The sequence below is a fragment of the Salinimonas iocasae genome (assembly GCF_006228385.1).
GTDB classification, from domain to species: domain Bacteria; phylum Pseudomonadota; class Gammaproteobacteria; order Enterobacterales; family Alteromonadaceae; genus Alteromonas; species Alteromonas iocasae.
The window spans coordinates 3,170,114-3,193,072 of record NZ_CP039852.1 but is presented as its reverse complement, the minus strand read 5'-3'; the positions used below and the strand labels follow the sequence as shown (position 1 = coordinate 3,193,072).

Genomic DNA, 22,959 nt, shown 5'->3' with positions numbered 1-22,959 from the left:
TTCTCTACACTGTGCCTTTGCTCATCTCCCCAACCAAGGTTTGACGCGTCAACTATGTATTATCCTTTTTCCTGGTTAAAAAGCCTGCTGCGATTAGGCGGTTATTTGCTGGTGTTTGCTGTAGTGGGATGGTACCTGGATGACATGTTGCTGGCGATAACGCTGGGGGCGCTGGTGTTGCTTACTATCAACTATTGGCAACTGCTCAAGCTGAATCGCTGGTTGTGGCACAGCCGCAAGATGTCGCCACCTACTGTAAAGGGGGTGTGGGAACATATTTATGAAGGTATCTATTACCTGCAGCGGCGTAATCGCAATAAACGCAAAGAGCTGGGTGAGCTGGTAAAGCGTTTTCGCGAAGGTTCTGAAGCACTTCCTGACGCGGCTGTGGTAGTCGATGCCAAAGCCAACATTATTTGGTGTAACCGTTTGGCCCGCCTCGATCTAGGATTGAAGTGGCCGGCCGATGCCGGACGGCGTCTGGATAACCTTATCCGCCATCCTGACTTTATTGCTTATTTTCATGCCGGGGATTTCGACCATCCCATTGAGGTGCCGGCTCCCACCAACCCGGGCAAGACATTCGAGTACCGCATCATGCCTTATGGCGAGGCGCACCTGCTGCTGATCGCCCGCGACATTACCCGGGTGTCGCAGTTAGAAGAAATGCGTAAAGACTTTGTGGCTAATGTGTCACATGAACTGCGCACGCCATTGACGGTACTGCATGGCTATCTTGAGTTGTTGCCCGCTGATGAACAGGAAAACCCGTTTCAGGCCAAAGCGATAAACGAGATGGCTGCCCAGACCCAGCGGATGCAAAATCTGGTCGAGGACTTACTGGTATTATCGCGTATTGAGGCAAGCTCTGAGCGCATTTACGAAAACATCGTGGATATGCCGGCAATGTTCCGGCAGATGGAAGCTGAGGCGCAGGCTCTGAATAAAGATAAGCATCACACGATTACTTTTCACATTGATAATGCGCTGAAAGTGTTCGGGGTAGAAACAGAGCTGCGCAGCGCCTGCTCTAACCTGGTGTTTAACGCCGTACATTATACGCCCGCTGGTGGTCAGATAGACGTTTACTGGAAAGCCGATAACGAGGGCGCACGCTTTATGGTGGTAGATAACGGTGATGGCATTGCGCAAAATCACCTGGCGCGTCTGACGGAGCGTTTCTACCGGGTAGATAAGGCCCGTTCCCGTAAGACCGGCGGCTCCGGACTGGGGCTGTCGATAGTTAAACATGTGCTGACTCACCATAACTCAAGACTCGAAATTGCCAGTACTGTCGGGCAGGGTAGTGAGTTTTCGTTTTTACTCAGTCAGGAATTGATAGCGGGGACATAATGCTCAAAACAATCGCCGCGTTATTCATTTGCGTAATGCCTGCTGTACTCATGGCGGCTACTGATGATGTTCCGGAATATACGCGCCAGCCAGGTGTGGCAGGCAAAATTACGTCTGTGGGCTCTGATACGCTGGCAAACCTGATGACATTCTGGTCGCAGGAATTTAAGACGCTCTACCCGCAGGTGAAATTTCAGATACAGGCGTCAGGTTCATCGACTGCGCCGCCGGCACTTACCGAAGGCACGGCAACCATCGGCCCGATGAGCCGGGCGCTGAAGCCCAGCGAAATTCGTGAATTCACGCGAGAACACGGCTATCCGCCTACCGTATTGCGGGTTGCCATGGACGCCATTGCCATTTTTGTAGAGCGGCGCAATCCAATTGAAGGAGCCACACTGCAAGAGGTTGATGCTATCTTCTCACACACCCGCTTTTGCGGCGGGCCAGAGCCAATCACTCGCTGGCATCAGTTAGGGGTGGATACCGGCATTAGCAATTCCCCCATCCGTCTGTTTGGGCGTAATTCCGTTTCGGGCACTTACGGGCTGTTTAAAGTCATGGCCCTGTGCGACGGCGATTTCAGAGCCACTGTTAATGAGCAGCCCGGCTCGGCCTCTGTTGTGCTCTCGGTGGCTACCAGTCGAAACGGCATGGGATACGCAGCATACGGGTATAAAACTGCCGGGGTGCGTGCACTGCCTATCGGTGAAGATAAAGCACACCTTATACCGCTCACCAGCGACACAGTTCGCAATGAAACGTATCCTTTTTCCCGTTTTCTTTATCTCGTCATCAATAAGGCACCGGGGAAACCGTTGCCAGTACTGGAAAGAGAGTTTCTGCGTTTTATTTTGTCCCGGCAGGGTCAGCAACAGGTAGCCAGAGATGGCTACTTTCCGGTACGTGATGATGTCTTACTACGCCAGCGGCGTTTACTGGATGAGAAGTAAATGCCGCCAGGGGGCGATATAGCCTATCAGGCAGGTGACCTTTTACTGTAGCTCAAAAAATCAGTGGGTCCTGGCCTGCATGCTGAAAAAAGCGACTCGTTAAACGGAAATCATATAAAATATCACTTAAGGTTTAGTGTAAATAATTGAATTTAAAGCTATATTTTTCAGTTCCGGCAAAAATATAAAACTTTTGTGACAGTGTCATAATGTAACAAAAGTGTCATTAAGCTTATGTAGTCTTCTCCTGTCTTTTAAAAATACATAGTCCTGACGGAGAATCGAATGACTATTAAGCATCTGTTTCAAGCATCTGCAATTGCCAGCGCGCTAGTGCTTGCTGGTTGCGGCGGTGACATTAATATCAATGAAGGTGACGTTACAAACGAAGGCGGCACTGCTAATCCCACCCCGACTGATCCTCCAACAGATGGCGATGCTAATCCACTGGTCTCTGCAGGCCTGGCATCCGACGTTTCAGCTAACTTTCCTGAAATTACAGATAAACCGGTTTACCAGTTATCTTCAAATGTTGAATTCAACGAAGATGCGACACTAAGCGCCGATGCGCACTGGGTACTGGATGGCCGTACTGCAGTAGGTGGCGATAACGAAAACTCAGCGGTACTGACTATCGAAGCAGGCACTACCATCATTGGCCAGGCCGGTGAAGATTTTCTGGTTGTTCGTCGTGGTTCTCAAATCATGGCAAACGGTACAGCTGAAGCGCCCATCACGATGACATCTATTCAGGACGTAACTGGTCAGGAAACTACAATTGGTCAGTGGGGCGGACTGGTATTACTGGGCCGTGCGCCAGCTAACTCATGTGGTGATCAGGTAGGCGAAGCGACCGAAGACGAACTGAACAACTGTGGTGTTTCTGCAGAAGGTGACGCCGGTCAGTTTGGCGGAAACATGCCTGAAGATAACTCTGGTGTGCTTAACTATGTCATCGTCAAGCACGCAGGTCGTACGCTGGGTAACGGTGACGAGTTAAACGGAATCAGCTTTGCTGGTGTAGGTTCAGGCACTGAGGTCGACTATATTCAGGTTCACCAGAATCTGGATGACGGTATCGAATTTTTCGGTGGCACAGTTAATGTTAAGCACATTGTGCTCACAGCTAACGGTGACGACTCTTTCGACTGGTCATTCGGCTGGACGGGTAAAGCGCAATATGTGCTTATCAAACAGGATGCTGCTGATGGTGACAATGCCTTTGAATCAGATAACAGCGAATTTGATGCAGCGGCGACGCCGTTGACAAACCCTACCGTTGCCAACGTGACTATCATCGGTGCAGACGATGCTAATGGTGTTCGTTTACGTGCTGGTACTGCGGGTGCGCTTTCTGGTTTTGTCATTACCGGACCAGATGCTTACAGCAACTGTCTGCGTATTAATGGTGCAGAGTCACAAGCCAATGCCGATGCGGGTGATTTGACTATGACCAATTCTGTGGTTGCCTGTGCTGAAGGCAATAACTTCAGCGACGACGACGGCAGCGACGGCTTTACGCAAGCCTGGTTCGAAGGGCAGGACGGTAACAGTGTTGTTGCACAGGATGGCCTGGGACTGGCTGACAACGGCTATCAGCCGGCTGAAGGCTCTGTATTGCTTGAAGGCAGTGTCAGTATTGACGATAGCTTCTTCGATGCTACCGACTATATTGGTGCGATGGATGCTACAACTGACTGGACTGAAAGCTGGGTAACAGTAGGTCTGGAATAAGGCTTACCCCATAAAGTAGATAAAAATGCTTAGGCGCCTGATACGGCGCCTAAGCTGTTAGAAGCCCCTAATTCCAGACTCAGCTCTAACGGAGTTTTTTAGCATGATTTACAAAAGCCGTTCGATGCCATCAAAATCGAAGCTATACGCAGCAGTAAGCGTAGCACTAATGGCGAGCGCACTTTCCTCTCAGGCAGCACTGGCGCAGGAAGGTCAGACTCAGGCCGATGAACAGGAAGTCATCGAAGAAGTTGTTGCCACCGGCACACGACTCAAAGGCACAGCCGCAGCGGTATTGCAGGAACGTCAGAATCAGGCATTCGTGGCAGATATTTTAGGTGCTGACCAGATCTCACGTACCGGCGACGGTGACGCAGCATCAGCACTTCGTCGTGTAACAGGTCTAACCCTGGTAGATGGCAAATTTATTTATGTGCGTGGTTTAGGTGAGCGCTACTCAAGTACACAGCTAAACGGCATGGGCGTACCCAGCCCGGATCCAACCCGCTCAGTTGTACCGCTGGATTTATTTCCATCGGATATTATTGAAAGCCTGAACGTACAAAAGTCGTTTTCTCCGGATATGCCAGCACACTTCGGTGGGGGTAATGTAAATATCCGCACCAAGTCCATCCCGTCGGAATTTGTTTTCAAGCTTTCTGGTGGCGTTGACTATAACACCAACAATTCTACAGATGGCTTTTTCTACAGTGGCGGTGGTGATGACTGGACAGGTCGCGACGATGGTACGCGTGCACTGTCTGGTGTGATTCAGTCTAATCTGGATAAAGCACAGGCCGATGATGGCATTGAAGGCTCTGGCACTTATCCGCTGACGCTTGAAGAGCGCAAGGAAATGCTGGGCTCAATGTTCTGGGATATCGGCCCGGATCCTAAAAATGTAGACCCTGATTTTGATATTGGCGCCACATTAGGTAACCGCTTTGTTACCGATGTTGGTGAATTCGGATTCTTATCAGCCATTTCTTACGAAAACGAATGGAATGTCGGGCGGGAAAAGTCAGGTACTAATCTGGGTACCGTCGGCTGCGCTGACTTACCAGACAGTGAAAAAGAAAATGGTAAGTGCTTTGCACAATCGTATGATGGTGTTGAAACAGAGCAAAGCGTCAGTTGGAGCGGAATGTTTAACGTAGGTTACGAATACAACAGTAACCATCGCCTGGAGCTTACTAACGTTATACTGCACGACATGAACGATCGTGTTCGTGTGCGTGATTTTGTTGACGTGAACGAAACTATTTTTGGCACCCGTGAACTTGAGCGTGTTGATATGCTTTTTGAAGAGCGTCGTATGACCTCCAGCCAAATCAAAGGCACGCACAACTTCCCTAAGCTTAACTTCATGTATTTCGATTGGTATGCCGGCACCAGTCGTGCAAACCGGGATGCGCCCGGTGGCTTGTCAGCGACCTACCAGAAGAATCTGGACGATGGTGAGTTTATCTCACAGCAACTGCAGGATGTATCTGCAACTAACGTGAATCGTCAGTATCAGAGTCTGCGGGATGTTTCTGATACGTGGGGCTGGAACTTAGGCTATCCCATCATGCTTGATGGCATCGATCTGGAAGTTAAGGCTGGTGCGGACTTTTTCGAAAAAGCCCGTAAAGCAGAAAATATCACGATTCAGGTTCCGCACCGTGCTATAGCAGATGACGCCTTGTTCGGTGATCAAATTGATGAGATCTTTGCTGCAGACCAGTTGGCCAGTGACGACTTTTACGGCAGTTCAACCGGTGCCGGAATCTTACAGTCAAACATGGCTGACGGTGATGAATACGCCGCAGGAACTAAAGTTGATGCGTATTACCTGATGGCTGATGCGTTTATCAATAATAAGTGGCGCTTCTCAGGCGGTGTGCGGTATGAAGACTTCCGTCAGATTTCCGTGCCGTTTTCCGCGCACGCGAACACGTTCTCGGTAGAGTCTGAGGAAATTGCGCAATTGGCGTTTATGGAAGATGATTTCTTCCCGTCACTGGCGGTCACTTACATCATGGATGATGAGATGCAGTTCCGCTTTAATATCAGTGAATCGGCAATTCGTCCGGATCTACGTGATATCAGTACCACGTTCTTCATTGACCCGTTAACAGAGTTCCTGGTACGTGGTTCGCCTTTGCTGAAAAGCTCAAAACTTCGCAACGCAGATTTTCGTTGGGAATGGTATCGTGAAGCCGGTAATAACCTGTCAGCAGCGATATTCTACAAAGACATCGAAAACCCGATTGAGCTGGTTGAGCTGGGTACAGTAGGTGGTGCAGCGCCAAACTTGCTGACTGCCAACGGTGAGTCCGGTGAATTATACGGTGTGGAAGTCGAGTTTCTGCAGGACCTGAGCATCATCGATGACCGTTTGGTCGACTTCTTCGTGACTGGTAACGTGACCATGTCCGACTCAGAAGTTGTCATCGGTGCTGCCGATGATGATCGCACCAGTCTGTTTGAGCGCCAGTTACTTGATGCGCTTGATGCAACCAGCGCGTCGAATATCGTTACCAACAACGAGCGTCGTCTGGTTGGTCACTCTGAGTGGGTACTGAACCTGCAGATGGGTTATGACTCACCCAATGGCGAGCATTCTGCCACACTGGTTTATAACGCCTTTGGTCCACGAATTATCGTGCCCGGAACACGTGGTAATGAAGATGCAGAGGAACAGACGTTCCATTCAATCGACTTTAATTACTCGTATTATCCGGATTTCAATTCGCAGGTGAAATTCAGTATTAAAAACCTGCTGGACCAGGAAAAACGCATTGAACAGGAAGGCCTTGATTTGTTGCGCGAAGAACGCGGAATTGAATTCGGCTTAAGCTATAGCTACACGTTCTAAACCCCTCAAAGAGCCGCATGTCGCGGCTCTTTTTATATCTTCTGAAAGAAACATCTACCTTCGTTTAACTATGACAGTCATGTAATAAAACTGTCACAGAAAACTCCTATCCTACGCGCAGTTTCTATTCTGGTCGGTGCATACCGATTTTTTTAAATTAAAAGGTTTGAGTGTATGAAGCTTTTCAACTCCTTGCTACTGGCAAGTGCCATGATGGCATCAGCTGCTATGGCGCAAGATGATGAAGATTTAAAACCCGTTGTGGACGAGGCGGCAAAGATCAATGAATCGGCGGCGCAGTCACAGGAAAAAATCAACAAAATCACCAACCAAATCGACAGTAAACTACAGCAGTTTAAAACTCTGAATAAAGAGATTGAAGGTCTGGAAGTTTACAACGCGCAGTTGCGTAAACAGATTGAAAATCAGAAGCAGGAAATGTCTGATTTGAACGACTCTATCGATGAAGTATCGGTAATCGAGCGTCAAATTACGCCATTGATGATTCGCATGATTGAAGGTCTTGAGCAGTTCATCGAACTGGATGTGCCCTTCTTACCGGAAGAGCGTGCAAATCGTGTTGCTGACCTTAAAAATCTGATGGACCGCGCTGATGTTGCAGCATCAGAAAAATTCCGTCGGGTGATGGAAGCATACCAGGTAGAAATGGAATACGGCCGTACAATGGAAGCCTATAACGGTATTCATGAAATCGACGGTCAGGAGCGTGACGTTGAGTTTTTACGCTTAGGTCGTACCGCACTGATTTATCAAACCCGCGATGCCAGCAGTCAGGGTGTCTGGAACAAGCAAACCCGCCAATGGGAAGAGCTGGACAGCAGCTACCGCACCCAGATTACTAAAGGCCTGAGAATGGCGAAGAAACAACTGGCACCAGACATGCTGATGCTGCCAGTGGCAATGACAGAGTAAGAGGTTGATGACCATGTTTAAACAAATGAAAAAACTTGTAGTTGGTCTGACTGCCATTGGCCTGAGCTTTGGCGCAGTGGCCCAGAATGACCGCGCGCTTGACCTTGATGCGTTGCTTAAGCAACTGGAAGAAGGTCAGTTCACGCAAAGCCAGCAGAACAAGCAACGTGAAGAACGTTTCATGCAGCAGCGTGCACAGCAGGACCAGATTCTTGATGAAACGCGTGCCAAGCGTGACCAGTTGCTGCAGCAATCTGAACAACTTGAAACCCAGTTTGAAGAAAACGAATTTAAACTGGCTGACTTAAATGGTGCGCTGGATAACCGTATGGGCTCACTGAAAGAGCTGTTCGGTGTGCTACAGCAGGTAGCTGGTGATACCAAAAGCAAATTCCAGAACTCTGTGATTTCAGCACAAATCCCGGGCCGTTCAGAATTTCTGGACAACATGGCGCAGGAAATGGGCAAAAGCTCTAAGCTGGCATCTATTGAAGAAATCGAGCGCGTCTGGTTCGAAATACAGCGTGAGATGACCGAGTCAGGTGACGTTGAAGCCTTTGAGACCTCAGTGGTTGAAGCGGGCGGCGAGAAAGTCACTAAAGAAGTCGTTCGTGTAGGGCCTTTCGCGTTGGTATCAGATGGTAAATATCTTGATTACAACGGCACTACCGGCACGGTTGCAGAGTTAGTACGTCAGCCGGCCGACCGCTATCAGGATTCTGCTTCAGCGCTGCAAAACTCAGACGGTAACATCGTTGAGTTTGGTATTGACCCCACTGGTGGTTCTATTCTGGGCCTGCTGGTTCAGGCACCAACGCTTAAAGAGCGTGTTGAACAAGGTGGCGTGGTTGGTTACATCATTCTTATTGTAGGTGCGTTCGGTCTTATTCTGGCTATCTGGCGCCTGGTTGCATTAACAATCACTAAAGCAAAAGTTGATAAGCAGCTTAAGTCTAAAGAAATCAAAACAACGAACCCCCTGGGTCGTGTACTGAAAGTCCGTGATACGTATCCACATGCGGATACTGAAGCGCTGGAACTGCACTTAACCGAAGCGATTTTAGGTGAAGTGCCTAAGCTGAGCCGTAATCTGACCATCATCAAAATTATCTCAGTTGTTGCACCGCTGATGGGTCTGTTGGGTACGGTTACCGGTATGATTAATACCTTCCAGGCAATCACATTGTTTGGTACGGGTGACCCCAAACTGATGGCAGGTGGTATCTCTACCGCGCTGGTTACAACGGTTCTGGGTCTGGTTGTGGCTATTCCTATGACACTGCTTTACGCCATGCTGAATACCCGTAGCAAAAACATCGTTTACATTCTGCAGGAACAAGCTGCAGGGGTTATCGCAGAGCGCGCTGAGCGGAGCTAATCATGTTTGAGTTTCTCGAAGCAATTCGCGATTTCACAGAAACAGGTGGCCAGGTTCTCCTGGTCATCGGTCTGCTGATATTCGTTATGTGGCTTTTGATCCTCGAACGTGCGATGTACATCCTGGTCTGGCACAAAAGTAAGAAGAAGCAGGCTATCAAAGAGTGGAAAGCTCGCTCTGATCGCACTTCGTGGTACGCCGAGCAGGTAAGACAGAAAAAGATTTCGACCTTATCCATTCAGTTGAATGGCAGCATCCCGATTATTCAGGCTTTGGTGGCGCTTTGTCCGCTTCTGGGTCTGCTGGGAACGGTAACCGGTATGATTGAAGTTTTTGATGTAATGGCAATCTCTGGATCTGGGAATGCACGCTCGATGGCATCAGGGGTTTCAAAAGCAACGATTCCGACAATGGCCGGAATGGTTGGTGCACTGTCCGGGGTTTTTGCCTCAACCTGGCTTAACCGTAAAGCGAAATCTGAACGCACGCATCTTGAGGATGCAATCATCATTGAACGTAATGTCTGATAAGACATTAAGTTAAGGTATCAAATTATGAAGCAGCATTTTCAAAACCTGGTTGACGAAGAAGAAGCACAAATCGATATGACGCCCATGCTGGACGTTGTTTTTATCATGCTAATCTTCTTCATCGTAACTGCGTCGTTCGTTAAAGAAGCAGGCATTGATGTGAATCGTCCTGAGGCATCTACGGCAGTTAAAAAAGATCGTGCAAATGTCCTAATCGCGATTTCTGATACGGGCGAAATTTGGATCAATAAGCGTCGCGTCGATGAGCGCGCGGTACAGGCAAACATTGAGCGCCTGCATGCCGAAAATCCGCAGGGTACGGTGGTCATTCAGGCTGATAAGAAAGCGACAACTGAAACACTTATCAAAGTGATGGATGCTTCACGCGCCGCGGGTGTTTACGACGTTTCAATCGCAGCACAAGAGCAGTAAGTCATGCCACGATTTATTATTGCATTCTTCGCTTCTCTGGCGATTACGTTAGGCCTGTTCTTTTTGATGCAGTCACTGATCAAAATGGGTGGCAGCGCACTGACGGAGCCGCCAAAGGGAAGTGTGCTTGACTTTGTAAGGGTCAAGCAGGAGGAAACGGTAGAGCAAAAAGATCGCAAGCCGCGTAAGCCGCCTAAACCAGAGCAGCCACCGCCGCAAATGCAGCCGCAGCAAATGGACTCGCCTTCGCCGGATGCAGAAGGTACCTCTATGGATTTCAGTTCTGATGTCGGTGCTGACGGTGGCCTGGATGGTGGATTGGCACTGGATTCGGGTGATGGGGAATACTTACCGATAGTTAAAGTATCTCCGGTTTATCCTCGCCGTGCACTGCAGCGTGGTATTGAAGGCTTTGTTATCGTTGAGTTCACAGTAACCAAGCAAGGTGCGGTTCGTGACCCTATGGTCGTTGAAGCAAATCCGGAAGGTATTTTTGAGCAGGCAGCCATTGATGCAGCCATGAAGTTCAAATATAAGCCTCGTGTTGTAAATGGCGAAGCCACGGAAGTATCCGGTGTGCAAAACCGTATTACTTTCCAGATAGACGGGTAATTCGATATGCATAAATCATTATCAAAACGCCTGTTAGCGGCAGCAGTTGTTGCCTCAGTTTATGGGGCAGCGGTGCCGGCAATGTTCATCTCAACAGATGCCGTTGCCCAGCAGAAAGCCAGCGAAAAGAAAACCCGTAAGGTGCCAACACTGCGCTCAAAGGTTTACGATCAGTTATCGCGGGCACAAACGGCAGCGGATGAAGGTGACATTAAAGAAGCAATTTCTATCCTTGATGAAGTTGAGGGTAAGAAAAGCTCTATGAACAGTTACGAACAGGCCATGATGTATAATTTCTATGGCTTCATTTACTACAATGATGAGCAGTACGAAAAAGCACTTGAGTCGTTCGCTACCGTGGTTGAGCAGCAGCCTATTCCACGTAAGTTTGAAATGTCGACACTGTTTTCTCTGGCACAGCTACACCTGATGCAGGGGAACTATGCCGAGGTGGTTGAATATCTTGAACGCTGGGAATCTCTGAATGAAGGTGATATTCCTGCTAAAAATAAGGTATTGAAAGCTCAGGCGCTGTATCAGAACAAGAGCTATGAAGAGGCCGCTGGCTATATTGACCAGGCCGTTGCCGAGCATGAAGCCAGGGGGATGATCCCTGATGAAGGTTGGTTAATTCTGCAGCGCGCCATTTACTACGAGCTGAAACGCCCTGAAAAAGTAAAAGAAATCCTGGTTAAAATGGTTAAGTTATTTAACGAACCTAAGTACTGGATTCAGCTGGCGGGCATGTTCGGTGAGCTTGGTGAAGAGCGTAAGCAACTGGCCATCATGGAAACCGCTTATCAGCAGGGTTATGTGCAAAGTGCAGCCGATATCTTTAATCTGGCGCAGCTTTACTACTACCATCGCGCACCTTACAAAGGGGCAAAGCTGATGGAGCAGGCCCTGGCAGACGGCACGTTGGAGAAAAACCTGCGTAACTGGCGTTTTCTGGGTCAAAGCTGGCAACTGGCTAAGGAAAACGAGAAGGCCATTCCAGCCCTCACTGAAGCTGCAGCGTTATCCGAGGACGGTGAGCTGGATGCGCAACTGGCACAAATTTACCTGAATTCTGAAAAGTGGGATAAGGCTATCAGCTCGGCGGAGCAAGCACTGGAAAAGGGACAGCTTCGTAACGAAGGTATGCCGCACCTGGTAAAAGGCATGGCGCTGTACAACACGGGTCAGTATGCAAAAGCACTCAACCAGTTAGCTGAAGCAGAGAAATTCCCTAAAAGCCGTGGCATTGCCCAGCAGTGGAAAAAGTTTGTTCAGTCTGAGAAGAGCAGCAAAGAACAACTGGATGCAGAGCTCTCATCATAACTTTCTAATAAAAAAACGCCGCTTCACGCGGCGTTTTTTTATGTTGTGGTAGTTTGTTTACTTTGAAAATAACCGTACAGGCTGGCAAAAAGTAACCCCCCGATAGCCCCGGCCAGACACTGCAATGCGATTCCCACCGCCTCACGCGCGCCTGCAATTAGTGTCACGTTCATAATGGGCTGCATGGCCAAAAGCATAACCAGCATGGCAGAGGCACCAGCGGCAATAGTCCACGGCGCCACGCGAGTGCGTCGTCGCGTTAATATTATTGCTATCAGAAATGCGATCAACAGCGCCAGCGCGATGGCACTACCATATTTAGGTAGCAGTCCGATGATATCATCCAGGGTGGTAGCGGCCCGGTCAGTCAGGCTTATCGCAACGTCAAGCTCGGCTAACCCATGCAAAACACGTTGAGTATGGAAGATACTGGCCAGCATATACGTGACAATCCAGCTGAAAAAATAAGCTTTGATAAACGGCAGGGCGCTATGAATTTGCATAGGTATAGCAGAATAGAAGTATGATGGTAAGCCAGTGTAATGGCTATCTGACGAATAATCCAACAGTTGTTTATAAGGTTAAGTCACTGTAACTTTACCTTATAAAGTGCGAATAAATCTGGAGTTAGCGATGAAATATGCCTGGATGCTGGTGTTGTTAGTAAGCGCATCATCTTTAGCCGAACCGATGCGCTATTCGTTATCACAAGCCATCGATTTACCGCTAAAACGACCATGGGCATTGGTAGCGCTGCCCGATAATCAGTTCATCGTTACTGAAAAGCACGGTGCGCTGGTGGTGGTAGATAATAACGGTGAGGCTGAACGCCATCAGCAGACATTACCTGAGTTATACAGCGAAGGGCAGGGTGGTTTGCTGGACCTTGCACTGACGCAGGATTATTACACCTCAGGTCGCGTGCTTGTCAGCTATACCCGTGGAACGCCCGACAGCAACCAACTGGTAGTCGTCAGCGCAATACTGGATAACGGCGTACTTAAAGACATTGAGCAGATACTTGCTGTTACACCCACTAAAGATACACCGGTACATTTTGGTGGACGGCTGGCAGTGCTGGATGACGGCACCTGGCTGGTGACTACGGGTGACGGCTTCGATTATCGCGAACAGGCTCAGGTAAAGACCAGCCAACTGGGAAAAATTCTGCGCTTTCGCGAAGACGGCAGTGCGCCTCAGTCACCTCCCTTTCCCGAGGCGCCCTATATTTTTTCATTAGGCCATCGCAACACGCAGGGGCTGGTTATTAAAGACAATCAGATTATTGCACATGAACATGGGCCGGCAGGTGGCGATGAAATCAATCTGATCGAGGAAGGTGAAAACTACGGCTGGCCAGTTGCGACGATGGGCGATGATTATTCCGGTGCCCGTATCAGTCCGTTTCGAAGCTATCCTGATATGAAGCCGCCCATTGTTAACTGGACGCCGTCGGTAGCGCCTTCCGGTATGATTTACTACAGCGGTGAGCAATTCCCGCAGTTATCCGGCAAGTTATTAATCACTACATTGAAAAAAGAAGCGCTGCTGGCTGTTGACCTGAACGCAGCGTCTGACGTTGAGACTGTATTTAGCGATATCTCACAGCGCCTGCGCGATGTAAATGTCACTGATAATGGCGCCGTGCTGCTGCTCACTGACGGCGAAGAGGCCACCATATTGAAAGTGTCGGCCAATAGTCAGTAATTATAAGCCCGTGTATGGGCATTGACCGGCTGAATACCGGTCATAAAAGATTGAAAGGCCTTAATCATTCAAAAAAGTTCATTAACCCGCTATAATCCCCGCGTTTTTATTTAGTCACGTCCTGTCGCCAAGACCGTTAACTTCACCGGCAGGATTAACCATGAGGAAGAAATCGTGTTAGAAGAGTATCGTAAACACGTAGAAGAACGTGCTGAACAAGGTATCCCTCCCAAAGCACTGAACGCCGAACAGGTTGCCAGTCTGGTTGAGTTGCTGAAAAACCCACCTGCAGGCGAAGAAGATTATCTGCTTGAACTGATTTCAGAGCGCGTTCCTCCTGGTGTAGATGAAGCCGCTTACGTAAAAGCCGGCTTTTTAAGTGCTGTCGCGAAAGGCGAAGACACCAGCCCGCTGATTAGCCGCGAAAAAGCGGTTGAGTTATTAGGCAACATGCACGGCGGTTACAACATCGCGACGCTGATTGAACTGCTTGATGATGACAAGCTTGCACCACTTGCTACGAAAGAACTTAAACACACGCTGTTAATGTTTGATGCGTTCCACGATGTGGAAGAAAAGCATAAGGCCGGTAATAAATACGCTACCGAAGTGATTGAATCATGGGCAGAAGGTGAATGGTTTACCTCACGTCCGAAAATGGATGACAAAATCACCTATTCCGTATTCAAGGTAACCGGTGAAACCAATACTGATGACTTGTCTCCGGCACCGGATGCATGGTCACGCCCGGATATTCCTTTACACGCACTGGCGGCCTACAAAATGACTCGCGACGGTCTGGAGCCGGAAGAGCACGGTGTTAAAGGTCCGATGAAGCAAATCGAAGACGTGAAAAATCAGGGACACCCGGTTGCCTTTGTTGGCGATGTGGTAGGTACCGGTTCTTCGCGTAAGTCTGCGACTAACTCTGTACTGTGGTTCTTCGGCGAAGATCTGCCAGGCGTTCCTAACAAGCGTGGTGGCGGTGTATGTATCGGTTCTAAAGTTGCACCAATCTTCTTTAACACAATGGAAGATGCCGGTGCGTTGGTATTTGAAGCCGACGTAGAAAAAATGAACATGGGTGATGTCATCGACATCTATCCGTTTGAAGGCAAGATCACGAACCACGAAACTGGCGAAGTACTGGCTGAGTACAACTACAAATCAAAAGTAATTCTTGATGAAGTTCGTGCTGGTGGCCGTATCAACCTTATTATCGGTCGCGGTCTGACTGAAAAAGCCCGTGAGGCACTGGGTCTGGGACCAACAGATCTGTTCCGCAAACCTGAACAGCCTGCAGACAGCGGCAAGGGTTACTCGCTGGCGCAGAAGATGGTAGGTAAAGCATGTGGTGTTGACGGTATCCGTCCTGGCACATACTGCGAGCCTAAGATGACGACAGTTGGTTCTCAGGATACCACTGGCCCAATGACCCGTGACGAACTGAAAGATCTGGCATGTCTGGGCTTCACTGCTGACCTGACCATGCAGTCTTTCTGTCACACTGCAGCTTATCCTAAGCCGGTTGACATCGAAACACAGCACACCCTGCCTGACTTTATTATGAACCGTGGTGGTGTTTCACTGCGTCCGGGTGACGGTATTATCCACAGCTGGCTGAACCGTATGTTGCTGCCTGATACAGTAGGTACCGGTGGTGACTCGCACACCCGTTTCCCTCTGGGGATCTCATTCCCGGCAGGTTCTGGTTTGGTAGCATTTGCTGCTGCAACAGGTGTCATGCCGCTGGATATGCCAGAGTCTATTCTGGTTCGCTTTACCGGTAAGCGTCAGCCAGGTATCACATTGCGTGACCTGGTACATGCGATTCCGTTATACGGTATCAAGCAAGGTCTGCTGACGGTAGAGAAGAAAGGTAAGATCAACCAGTTCTCTGGTCGTATTCTTGAGATTGAAGGTCTGGAAGACTTAACCGTTGAACAGGCATTCGAACTGTCAGATGCCTCGGCTGAGCGCTCAGCAGCTGGCTGTACTATCAATCTGTCTGAAGAGTCGATTGCAGAGTACCTGAACTCAAACATCACCATGCTACGCTGGATGATCAACGAAGGTTATGGCGACCCTCGTACACTTGAGCGTCGTGCGCAGAAGATGGAAGAGTGGCTGGCGAACCCTGAACTGATGCGTGCTGATGCTGATGCAGAATACGCTGAAGTGATTGAAATTAACCTTGATGACATCAAAGAGCCAATCGTATGTTGCCCGAACGATCCTGACGATGCCAAAACGCTGTCAGATGTTGCTGGTGACAATGTTGATGAAGTGTTCATCGGTTCGTGTATGACTAACATCGGTCACTTCCGTGCAGCAGGTAAACTGCTGGACAACTATGGCAAGACGCTGCCAACCCGTCTGTGGATCTCTCCACCGACCAAGATGGATAAAGCGCAGCTGATGGAAGAAGGCTACTACAACATCTACGGTCGTGTAGGTGTACGTACCGAAATGCCGGGCTGCTCTTTGTGTATGGGTAACCAGGCGCGTGTAGATGCCGGTGCTACGGTACTGTCTACCTCAACGCGTAACTTCCCTAACCGTTTAGGTGATGGCGCGAATGTTTACCTGACATCGGCAGAGCTTGCCGCGGTTGGTGCAATCGTAGGCCGTATTCCTACTGCTGAAGAGTATATGGAGTACGCAGGTAAGATTGACTCTATGTCGGCTGATGTATATCGCTACCTGAACTTTGACAAGATGGAAAGCTTTAAACAGGCAGAAGAAGACGCGAAGGCGAAGATTATTCCAACGCTGAATATCGCCTGATAAGTCAATTGTGAGACGAACAAGCCGGGCAATACGCCCGGCTTTTTTTTGGCCTGTAGATAATCCATGCAGGCGCAGGTAGACTGCCATAAGCGTCTGAATCACTAACAAGTTAAAACATCATGAGAATATCCTTACTGCTGCTTTGTTTTATGTCCGCCTGGCTATTGAGTAGCTGCGCCAAGGCGAATGACTCATCTCAGATCAGCTTTGATGAAGTGTCGGTGGCAATTGCCGGTGAGAACTATGAGTTTGAGTATGCGCAGACCTTTGAGCAGCGAGCGCAGGGACTGATGAACCGGCGTAGTTTATGTAATGACTGTGGCATGTTGTTCCGATTCTCGCCGCCTAAACAAGCCAGTATGTGGATGAAAAATACCTATATACCGCTTGATGTGGCATTTATAAACAAGCAGGGTGTTATTACAGATATTAAAGCGTTGCAGCCCCATGACTTAACGTCTGTGGGCGCGTCGGGCGTGGTGGCCTACGCACTTGAGATGAATCAGGGGTGGTTTGCCGCTCACGATGTATCAGAAGGTGACACCATCAAAATCAATCCGCCATCAGATAATCAGGACTAAATGGAGACGAATGTGACTCAGGCATTAACCATCGCCAAGTTTGGCGGGACCAGCGTTGCCAACTATGAGGCAATGCAAAAATGTGCACGTATTGTACTGGCTAATGAAGCAACGCGCATTGTGGTAGTTAGTGCGTCGGCTGGTGTAACTAACCACCTTGTCAGTATGGCGCATACACCCATGACCCAGGAACAAATCAGCGACGTGTGTAAGGCGGTAGAAGAGATAGAAAATGCTATTCTTACGAAGCTGTCTAACCCTGATGCAGTTGAAGGGAAACTTGAGGATTTACTGGCCGAGATGCGCGAACTGGCATTTCACGAAGAAATTCTTCATCGCGATGATTTAAAAGACCAACTGCTGTCTATGGGCGAACGCATGTCCTCATTGCTGTTCAGTGCAGTTGTCGGCGAACAGCACAATGCTGTAATAAATTTTGATGTACGAAAAGTACTACGTACAGATAGCGAATTTGGCGAAGCCGCGCCACAGCTTGAAACGATTCATGAACTGTCAGAGCTGTTGCTGCGCCCTGAGATTGAAAACGCCATGGTAGTTACCCAGGGGTTTGTCGGCGCAGACGAGCAGGGCCGCACGACAACGCTTGGGCGTGGAGGGTCAGACTTCACCGCCGCGCTGCTTGCCGAGGCACTGCAAGCCGATGTGTGTGAAATATGGACCGATGTCACCGGTGTTTACACGACCGACCCGCGCATTGCTCCTAATGCACACCCTCTGCCAGAGCTAAGCTTCGAAGAAGCCGCTGAGATGGCAACCTTCGGCGCGAAAGTCCTGCATCCGGCAACAATGGAGCCAGCGCTACGTCAGGACATTAAAGTGTTTGTCGGTTCCAGTCGTGAGCCTGAAAAAGGCGGCACCTGGATCATGCGCGATTGTGAGCATGAGCCTCCATACAGGGCAATTACACGGCGCAAAGAACAGGTAATGGTTACGGTAAAAACGCCGCAGATGATGTACGCGCAGGGCTTTTTGCAACAGGTGTTCACCATTATCGCTAAACACCGGCTCAGTGTGGATCTGGTGACCACATCAGAAATTTCAGTGTCTTTTACGCTGGATAACCCGGCAAACTCCGTGGCCCAGCGGCTCAATAAAGAAACCATTGCTGAACTGGAAACCTTCTGTGATGTGAAGGTAGAAGGGGGCTATGACTTGGTTACTGTAGTTGGGAACCATATGCAAAGCGCTAAAGGGGTATCAAGCAAAATATTTGCTGCGGTTTCTGAGTATAATCTGAGAATGATTTGCTTTGGTGCGAATCCGCACAATATGTCATTTTTGGTTAACGAAAACGACAGTACTGAAATAGTTCAGGGCTTGCATCGCTCATTGTTTGAATAGGGCAGGCCAGGGCGAAAGTGCCCTGACTATCAACTATTCGCCTTTTCAAGCTCATCATGCAGCTTTAGTACTTCATCGCCGTCTTCCTGTTCAATCAGGTAGGCGGGGTTGTTGTCATCTGCTTTACGGGTGACGTCTTCGCCCTGTAGCTTACGGGTGACCTCTTCCCAAAACACTTCACGAACTTTACCCTGACCTTTGCCGTTACCCCATTCCCACTCTACCTTTGTATTAGTCTGGTATGCTTTCGTCATTGCTGTTCTCCTGTTTGAATGTCCAGATTGTTACGGGGGATGTGGCTGCACAGCGCATTAATAATTGGTAATACGGTCTATGCAGCATCTAGCGGCGCAGCGAGTAAAAGGTAAGAATAAAAAAAGGCCACCGTTCTACGGGTGGCCTTTTGGATTAATTACCAGGTTCAGGCTGCGGGGTTAATTGTTACCCGGCTTAAACAGGTTGGTATCGGCACCTGGCTGGATACGCTGTGCATGCAGAAAATGCATATGCCGTTCAAACTGGGTGAGGATATCCTCTATCACCTGCGCCTTCGTATAGCCCATTAAATCGTAACCCTGGCCACCTTCGGCCAGAAGCGGCTCTACACGGTAGTATTTTGAACCACTCTTTGCAGAACGTGTTGCGAAAGACGGCATCGAATACTGACTGGGGCGAAGCTCATAATAAAAGTCCTGCGCTTCATGTAAATCGACCTGCAATGACATGAATTCATCATCTGAATCACGGTTTTCAGAAATGCTGACATCTAAATCCCGCTCTCTCAGGGCGCTCTCAACTTCCTTCATGGCAGGCATCGCTACATCATCGAGGAATTTACGACATTGCTCGTGATCAGGGAAGCTTACGAAACGGTGCAGTCTTTGCGTCCAGTTCTGACCGGTCTCACCGACGCGCGTACCGCTGGGCAGATTAGCATCCGACGTTTTTTGTTTAAGTCCTTCCACACGTAGCGCTTTGAACAGTCCCAGCATCATCAGACACAATACCACTGCAAAAGGAAGCCCCGTTACAACTACGGCGCTTTGCAACGCGGTAAGTCCGTCGGCCAGTAACAGCGCGATGGTAAGTAGCCCGATTATTGAGGCCCACATAATACGCATCCAGGCGGGCGCATCGCTGTAGGGGTCTTTAAGTACAGAGGTAAGATTTGAAAGTACCAGTGAACCCGAGTCACCCGAAGTGATAAAGAAAACAAACGCCAGAATACTTACGATAATTGTGGTTAATCCTGCCCAGGGAATACTTTCCAGGAAGATATAAATCGCAGAGCCAGGGTTATCCATAGCTTGCTGTCCAAATTCCTGTGCCCCGTTCATCACCATATCAATGGCACTGTTACCCATCACTGACATCCAGACAATCATGAATGACAATGGCAGAATCAATGTGCCTGCGACGAACTCGCCGATAGTACGACCCCGGGAGATACGCGCCAGAAACAGTCCGACAAACGGCCCCCATGCTATCCACCATGCCCAGAAGAATAGCGTCCAGGCATTCAGCCAGTCTGTAGGCTGGTCAAAGGCATAAGTATTAAACGACATGCTGACGAAGTCAGAAAAATAGTCGCCAATATTCAGTACCAGTGCGTTAAGTAAGAAGCGCGTTTCACCAACGAACAGCACAAACAGCATCAGTAATAGTGCCATCAGCATGTTAAATTCAGATAAACGGCGGATGCCTTTCTCCACGCCGGTTACCGCAGAAATTGCCGCAAAGACAATAACCACGATGGCCAGAACAACCTGCGTAGTCAGGCCTTCCGGTACCCCAAACACATGGTTCAGTCCATAATTAAGCTGAATCAGACCGATCCCCAGGCTGGTTGCAATACCGAACACCGTTCCCAGCACCGCCGCGATATCAACGGTGTGGCCAATAGGTCCGTAAATCTTTTTACCAAAAACAGGATACAGGGCAGAGCGGATTGCCAGTGGCAGACCGTGACGGTAACTGAAAAACGCCAGTGCCATACCGACCAGCGTATACACGCCCCATCCTGACAAGCCCCAGTGAAAGAGCGTTATTTTAATCGCGTTGCGTGCAGCGTCACCATCAGCGCCCATATCTACCGGCGGTGCCATAAACTGCGTGACCGGCTCCACGATACAGAAGAAAATTAAATCAATGCCGATGCCCGCAGCGAATAGCATGGCAGCCCAGGTGACAATATTAAATTCCGGTCGTGTATGCTCTTGACCGAGCCGGATCTTTCCCCACGGTGAGATAGCAACAACAATCACGAATAGCAAATAGACAAAAATAGCCAGAAAGTAAAACCAGCCAAATGTTGAAGAGATCCAGGTGAGTGCTTTACCAATCAGGGAACTGGCCGACTCGGTAAAAAACATAGCCCATAACGCAAAGGTAATAATACCGATTACAGACCCGTAAAACGGGATCTTATTTACGCGAACCTTTTCCTGTGAGCTGTCAGCATCTTCTTGCTTATTATTATTTTGCGACATTGCGCTATCCTCTCGTAATTGATGCTCCTGTGCATCGTTCACTGAGCTGAACACCCGCATCCTTTCTAATCAGCGTAATCAGACTGTGGTTAGTTTATACATCGCAAACACCAGTAAGCGAGGGTGCATTACGTAGCGAGAACGTTGAGCAGAGTAGCAGTATGGTGCTGACTGACACGCACATAGTGCCCCGTCAAATGGTTCCGCCGGGGCGACTATCTGCAGATGTATAAATATTCAGAGATATATAATCATTATAGAAGTATTTGCGACTTTTCGATCATGCATAAGTCACTCTTGTGCACCACATTTTTATTGTTAGAAAGGGTTGAGTGTGTATCCCTGCTGTTGTAAAAGCGCGTGTGCGGTCATTGCCGACAAGCTCACAGAGACGCCTTCGATAAATTGTTCGGCAGACAAGCTATGGCCGGCCATAGACTGCCCGCACACAATTAACCTGACGTTTTCGTCAAGTAATGCGTTTAACAGCGGAAGATTTGCATTTGATGCAGATTTTTTTTGCTGATAGGCATCCTTATTAAGCAAATCAAGCGTTGCGCTGCCGTGCACGACAATGACTAGCTCTATGTTTTCCTGTTTAACACCATTAGCAACATGCATATTGATAAAACGCGACGCACTATCGAACTTCCGGTTTATTGTGCCGGGCTTCGCCCCGGAGGCGACATCAAAGGCCACTTTAAATGATGTTGCTTCATCCAGCGGTGCATGTGCGATATCCGCCTTTTTTCCAAATTTGTCGAAGACCGGTCCGGTGGTAAAAGCGGCGCCATAAACAGGAGTGGTCAGTACAGCAGTGAAAAAGGCAAACACTGAGATGAGTCGAAGCATGATAAGTCCTATCTGTTTGTTGTATCTTTGGTTACATCGCACCAGGGAAAAACGATTGATTTTATTCATGTATCGATGAAAAGGGGGGAGCAGGCAGGTGTAAGATTTCATTACATTTTCAAGGTTGATGTGTATAGCATGTGACCGTAAATTGGCGCGTCCTGAAAATTAACAGAGGCATTTATGCGACGCTACTTTTTAGTCTTTCTGGTCTTGATGGCAACAGAGGTTGCAGCGACTGCTAACTCACATATTCGCAAGTCACCCGTTGAAGTACTGACGGTGGGTAGCTTCCATTTCAATTTTCCTAATCTTGATGTTCAGAAAACTGATAGCCAGAACCAAATAGATGTACTGTCAGAACCAGCGCAGCATCAGATCCAACAAATTGTAAAGCAGCTAAAGGCGTTTGCCCCTACTCACATTGTTGTTGAATTCCCTTATCGGCGTCAGCCAGAGCTTACAGCGCAGTTTGATAAATACAAAAGCACAGAGAGCTTTATTGATACGCGCAGGTCAGAAGCGTATCAACTGGGATTTCGTCTTGCCAAAGCGCTTGGCCACGACCAGGTTTATGCAGCCGATGCGTGGGGTAACATGTATGACGAAGTTACAAGGGTGCTGAATGATAAAAGTGAGGAAAAAGCCTTTGGCAGATTTTATCAGAACAATCCAGACAAGCATCTGCGCTATACGGATAAGCCAGTGTTTAAAACTGATGGTATCGCCGCAGAGTTATTACGGCTGAACACCGAAGAAAACATTCAGAAAACGTTGGGAAACTATCTTATTGGCCCGTTCAGCTACGAAACCGAAAGCAGCCCATATTTCGGGGCAGACTTTGAGACCGGGCGCTGGTTTAATCGGAACCTACGGATTTTCCGCAATATCCAGCGTATTCCTGCAGCGCCGAAAGAGCGTATCCTGGTAGTTTTTGGTTCTGGGCATATGAATTTACTAAACCTGTTTTTCGATGCGTCGCCACAATACCATCGCGTGCCACTTTCTGACTATCTGTCAGTGAAAGACCATTAAATGAATAAGCGGCCCTTATGGCCGCGTTATTGGTATTG

At 48.7% G+C, this 22,959-nt stretch carries 19 protein-coding genes; 15 read left to right on the top strand and 4 right to left on the bottom strand.

What is annotated here, in order from left to right; genetic code table 11:
* The first annotated feature begins 54 nt into the window (after positions 1-54).
* From phoR to FBQ74_RS14160, 10 genes are all read left to right on the top strand, one after another.
* Positions 55-1,353, top strand: coding sequence for a phosphate regulon sensor histidine kinase PhoR (gene phoR / locus FBQ74_RS14205; RefSeq protein ID WP_139757285.1), 1,299 nt, complete (start codon positions 55-57; stop codon positions 1,351-1,353).
* On the top strand, positions 1,353-2,306 hold the full coding sequence (locus tag FBQ74_RS14200; protein ID WP_139757284.1) for a PstS family phosphate ABC transporter substrate-binding protein: 954 nt from the start codon (positions 1,353-1,355) through the stop codon (positions 2,304-2,306). The genes phoR and FBQ74_RS14200 overlap by 1 nt, the downstream gene beginning before the upstream one ends.
* A 285-nt stretch (positions 2,307-2,591) precedes the next feature.
* Positions 2,592-4,040 carry a hypothetical protein gene (locus FBQ74_RS14195; protein WP_139757283.1) on the top strand — a complete coding sequence of 483 codons (1,449 nt, stop codon included), beginning with the start codon at positions 2,592-2,594 and terminating at the stop codon, positions 4,038-4,040.
* 103 nt (positions 4,041-4,143) lie between these two features.
* Positions 4,144-6,900 (top strand): TonB-dependent receptor domain-containing protein, encoded by a 2,757-nt coding sequence (locus tag FBQ74_RS14190; RefSeq protein WP_408641326.1) that lies wholly within the window; start codon positions 4,144-4,146, stop codon positions 6,898-6,900.
* A gap of 174 nt (positions 6,901-7,074) precedes the next feature.
* Complete coding sequence (locus FBQ74_RS14185; RefSeq protein WP_139757282.1) at positions 7,075-7,833, top strand: DUF3450 domain-containing protein; 759 nt, start codon at positions 7,075-7,077, stop codon at positions 7,831-7,833.
* A gap of 25 nt (positions 7,834-7,858) precedes the next feature.
* A complete protein-coding gene (locus FBQ74_RS14180) occupies positions 7,859-9,211 on the top strand; it encodes a MotA/TolQ/ExbB proton channel family protein (RefSeq protein WP_168190676.1) in 1,353 nt (450 codons plus the stop codon).
* 2 nt (positions 9,212-9,213) lie between these two features.
* A complete protein-coding gene (locus tag FBQ74_RS14175; protein ID WP_139757280.1) occupies positions 9,214-9,738 on the top strand; it encodes a MotA/TolQ/ExbB proton channel family protein in 525 nt (174 codons plus the stop codon).
* A 27-nt stretch (positions 9,739-9,765) separates the two neighbouring features.
* Entirely contained in the window at positions 9,766-10,173 is a 408-nt protein-coding gene (locus FBQ74_RS14170) for an ExbD/TolR family protein (RefSeq protein WP_139757279.1), read from the top strand.
* A gap of 3 nt (positions 10,174-10,176) precedes the next feature.
* Positions 10,177-10,785 carry an energy transducer TonB gene (locus FBQ74_RS14165; RefSeq protein WP_139757278.1) on the top strand — a complete coding sequence of 203 codons (609 nt, stop codon included), beginning with the start codon at positions 10,177-10,179 and terminating at the stop codon, positions 10,783-10,785.
* Positions 10,786-10,791: 6 nt separating this feature from the next.
* The gene (locus tag FBQ74_RS14160) at positions 10,792-12,105 is read left to right on the top strand and encodes a tetratricopeptide repeat protein (protein ID WP_139757277.1); all 1,314 of its coding nucleotides are present in this window, start codon (positions 10,792-10,794) and stop codon (positions 12,103-12,105) included.
* 38 nt (positions 12,106-12,143) lie between these two features.
* On the opposite strand, the gene FBQ74_RS14155 is transcribed toward FBQ74_RS14160, so the two are convergent.
* On the bottom strand, positions 12,144-12,608 hold the full coding sequence (locus tag FBQ74_RS14155) for a hypothetical protein (protein WP_205912261.1): 465 nt from the start codon (positions 12,606-12,608) through the stop codon (positions 12,144-12,146).
* A gap of 130 nt (positions 12,609-12,738) precedes the next feature.
* Between FBQ74_RS14155 and FBQ74_RS14150 the strand changes: the two genes are divergently transcribed.
* The 4 genes from FBQ74_RS14150 to lysC all read left to right on the top strand — a co-directional run bounded on the left by FBQ74_RS14150 (position 12,739) and on the right by lysC (position 18,545).
* Positions 12,739-13,812, top strand: coding sequence for a PQQ-dependent sugar dehydrogenase (locus tag FBQ74_RS14150; protein ID WP_139757276.1), 1,074 nt, complete (start codon positions 12,739-12,741; stop codon positions 13,810-13,812).
* Between the two features lie 174 nt (positions 13,813-13,986).
* Positions 13,987-16,599: a bifunctional aconitate hydratase 2/2-methylisocitrate dehydratase gene (acnB, locus tag FBQ74_RS14145; protein WP_139757275.1), complete on the top strand. Its 2,613-nt coding sequence runs from the start codon at positions 13,987-13,989 to the stop codon at positions 16,597-16,599.
* 122 nt (positions 16,600-16,721) lie between these two features.
* The gene (locus tag FBQ74_RS14140) at positions 16,722-17,183 is read left to right on the top strand and encodes a DUF192 domain-containing protein (RefSeq protein ID WP_139757274.1); all 462 of its coding nucleotides are present in this window, start codon (positions 16,722-16,724) and stop codon (positions 17,181-17,183) included.
* Between the two features lie 12 nt (positions 17,184-17,195).
* A complete protein-coding gene (gene lysC, locus FBQ74_RS14135) occupies positions 17,196-18,545 on the top strand; it encodes a lysine-sensitive aspartokinase 3 (RefSeq protein ID WP_205912260.1) in 1,350 nt (449 codons plus the stop codon).
* A gap of 29 nt (positions 18,546-18,574) precedes the next feature.
* Here the strand turns inward: lysC and FBQ74_RS14130 are convergent, their stop codons facing one another.
* The 3 genes from FBQ74_RS14130 to FBQ74_RS14120 all read right to left on the bottom strand — a co-directional run bounded on the left by FBQ74_RS14130 (position 18,575) and on the right by FBQ74_RS14120 (position 21,886).
* On the bottom strand, positions 18,575-18,799 hold the full coding sequence (locus FBQ74_RS14130) for a hypervirulence associated TUDOR domain-containing protein (protein ID WP_139757272.1): 225 nt from the start codon (positions 18,797-18,799) through the stop codon (positions 18,575-18,577).
* A 180-nt stretch (positions 18,800-18,979) separates the two neighbouring features.
* Positions 18,980-21,088, bottom strand: coding sequence for a choline BCCT transporter BetT (gene betT / locus FBQ74_RS14125; RefSeq protein ID WP_232371926.1), 2,109 nt, complete (start codon positions 21,086-21,088; stop codon positions 18,980-18,982).
* Positions 21,089-21,352: 264 nt separating this feature from the next.
* Complete coding sequence (locus FBQ74_RS14120; protein ID WP_139757271.1) at positions 21,353-21,886, bottom strand: DsrE family protein; 534 nt, start codon at positions 21,884-21,886, stop codon at positions 21,353-21,355.
* Positions 21,887-22,069: 183 nt separating this feature from the next.
* Between FBQ74_RS14120 and FBQ74_RS14115 the strand changes: the two genes are divergently transcribed.
* Positions 22,070-22,921: a DUF5694 domain-containing protein gene (locus FBQ74_RS14115; RefSeq protein WP_139757270.1), complete on the top strand. Its 852-nt coding sequence runs from the start codon at positions 22,070-22,072 to the stop codon at positions 22,919-22,921.
* Positions 22,922-22,959: the final 38 nt, after the last annotated feature.

What these genes read in the sequence shown, in the direction of transcription:
- phoR (WP_139757285.1), top strand. Translation starts at nt 55, where the DNA reads ATGTATTATCCTTTTTCCTGGTTAAAAAGCCTGCTGCGATTAGGCGGT.
- FBQ74_RS14200 (WP_139757284.1), top strand. Translation starts at nt 1,353, where the DNA reads ATGCTCAAAACAATCGCCGCGTTATTCATTTGCGTAATGCCTGCTGTA.
- FBQ74_RS14195 (WP_139757283.1), top strand. Translation starts at nt 2,592, where the DNA reads ATGACTATTAAGCATCTGTTTCAAGCATCTGCAATTGCCAGCGCGCTA.
- FBQ74_RS14190 (WP_408641326.1), top strand. Translation starts at nt 4,144, where the DNA reads ATGATTTACAAAAGCCGTTCGATGCCATCAAAATCGAAGCTATACGCA.
- FBQ74_RS14185 (WP_139757282.1), top strand. Translation starts at nt 7,075, where the DNA reads ATGAAGCTTTTCAACTCCTTGCTACTGGCAAGTGCCATGATGGCATCA.
- FBQ74_RS14180 (WP_168190676.1), top strand. Translation starts at nt 7,859, where the DNA reads ATGAAAAAACTTGTAGTTGGTCTGACTGCCATTGGCCTGAGCTTTGGC.
- FBQ74_RS14175 (WP_139757280.1), top strand. Translation starts at nt 9,214, where the DNA reads ATGTTTGAGTTTCTCGAAGCAATTCGCGATTTCACAGAAACAGGTGGC.
- FBQ74_RS14170 (WP_139757279.1), top strand. Translation starts at nt 9,766, where the DNA reads ATGAAGCAGCATTTTCAAAACCTGGTTGACGAAGAAGAAGCACAAATC.
- FBQ74_RS14165 (WP_139757278.1), top strand. Translation starts at nt 10,177, where the DNA reads ATGCCACGATTTATTATTGCATTCTTCGCTTCTCTGGCGATTACGTTA.
- FBQ74_RS14160 (WP_139757277.1), top strand. Translation starts at nt 10,792, where the DNA reads ATGCATAAATCATTATCAAAACGCCTGTTAGCGGCAGCAGTTGTTGCC.
- FBQ74_RS14155 (WP_205912261.1), bottom strand. Translation starts at nt 12,608, where the DNA reads ATGCAAATTCATAGCGCCCTGCCGTTTATCAAAGCTTATTTTTTCAGC.
- FBQ74_RS14150 (WP_139757276.1), top strand. Translation starts at nt 12,739, where the DNA reads ATGAAATATGCCTGGATGCTGGTGTTGTTAGTAAGCGCATCATCTTTA.
- FBQ74_RS14140 (WP_139757274.1), top strand. Translation starts at nt 16,722, where the DNA reads ATGAGAATATCCTTACTGCTGCTTTGTTTTATGTCCGCCTGGCTATTG.
- FBQ74_RS14130 (WP_139757272.1), bottom strand. Translation starts at nt 18,799, where the DNA reads ATGACGAAAGCATACCAGACTAATACAAAGGTAGAGTGGGAATGGGGT.
- FBQ74_RS14120 (WP_139757271.1), bottom strand. Translation starts at nt 21,886, where the DNA reads ATGCTTCGACTCATCTCAGTGTTTGCCTTTTTCACTGCTGTACTGACC.
- FBQ74_RS14115 (WP_139757270.1), top strand. Translation starts at nt 22,070, where the DNA reads ATGCGACGCTACTTTTTAGTCTTTCTGGTCTTGATGGCAACAGAGGTT.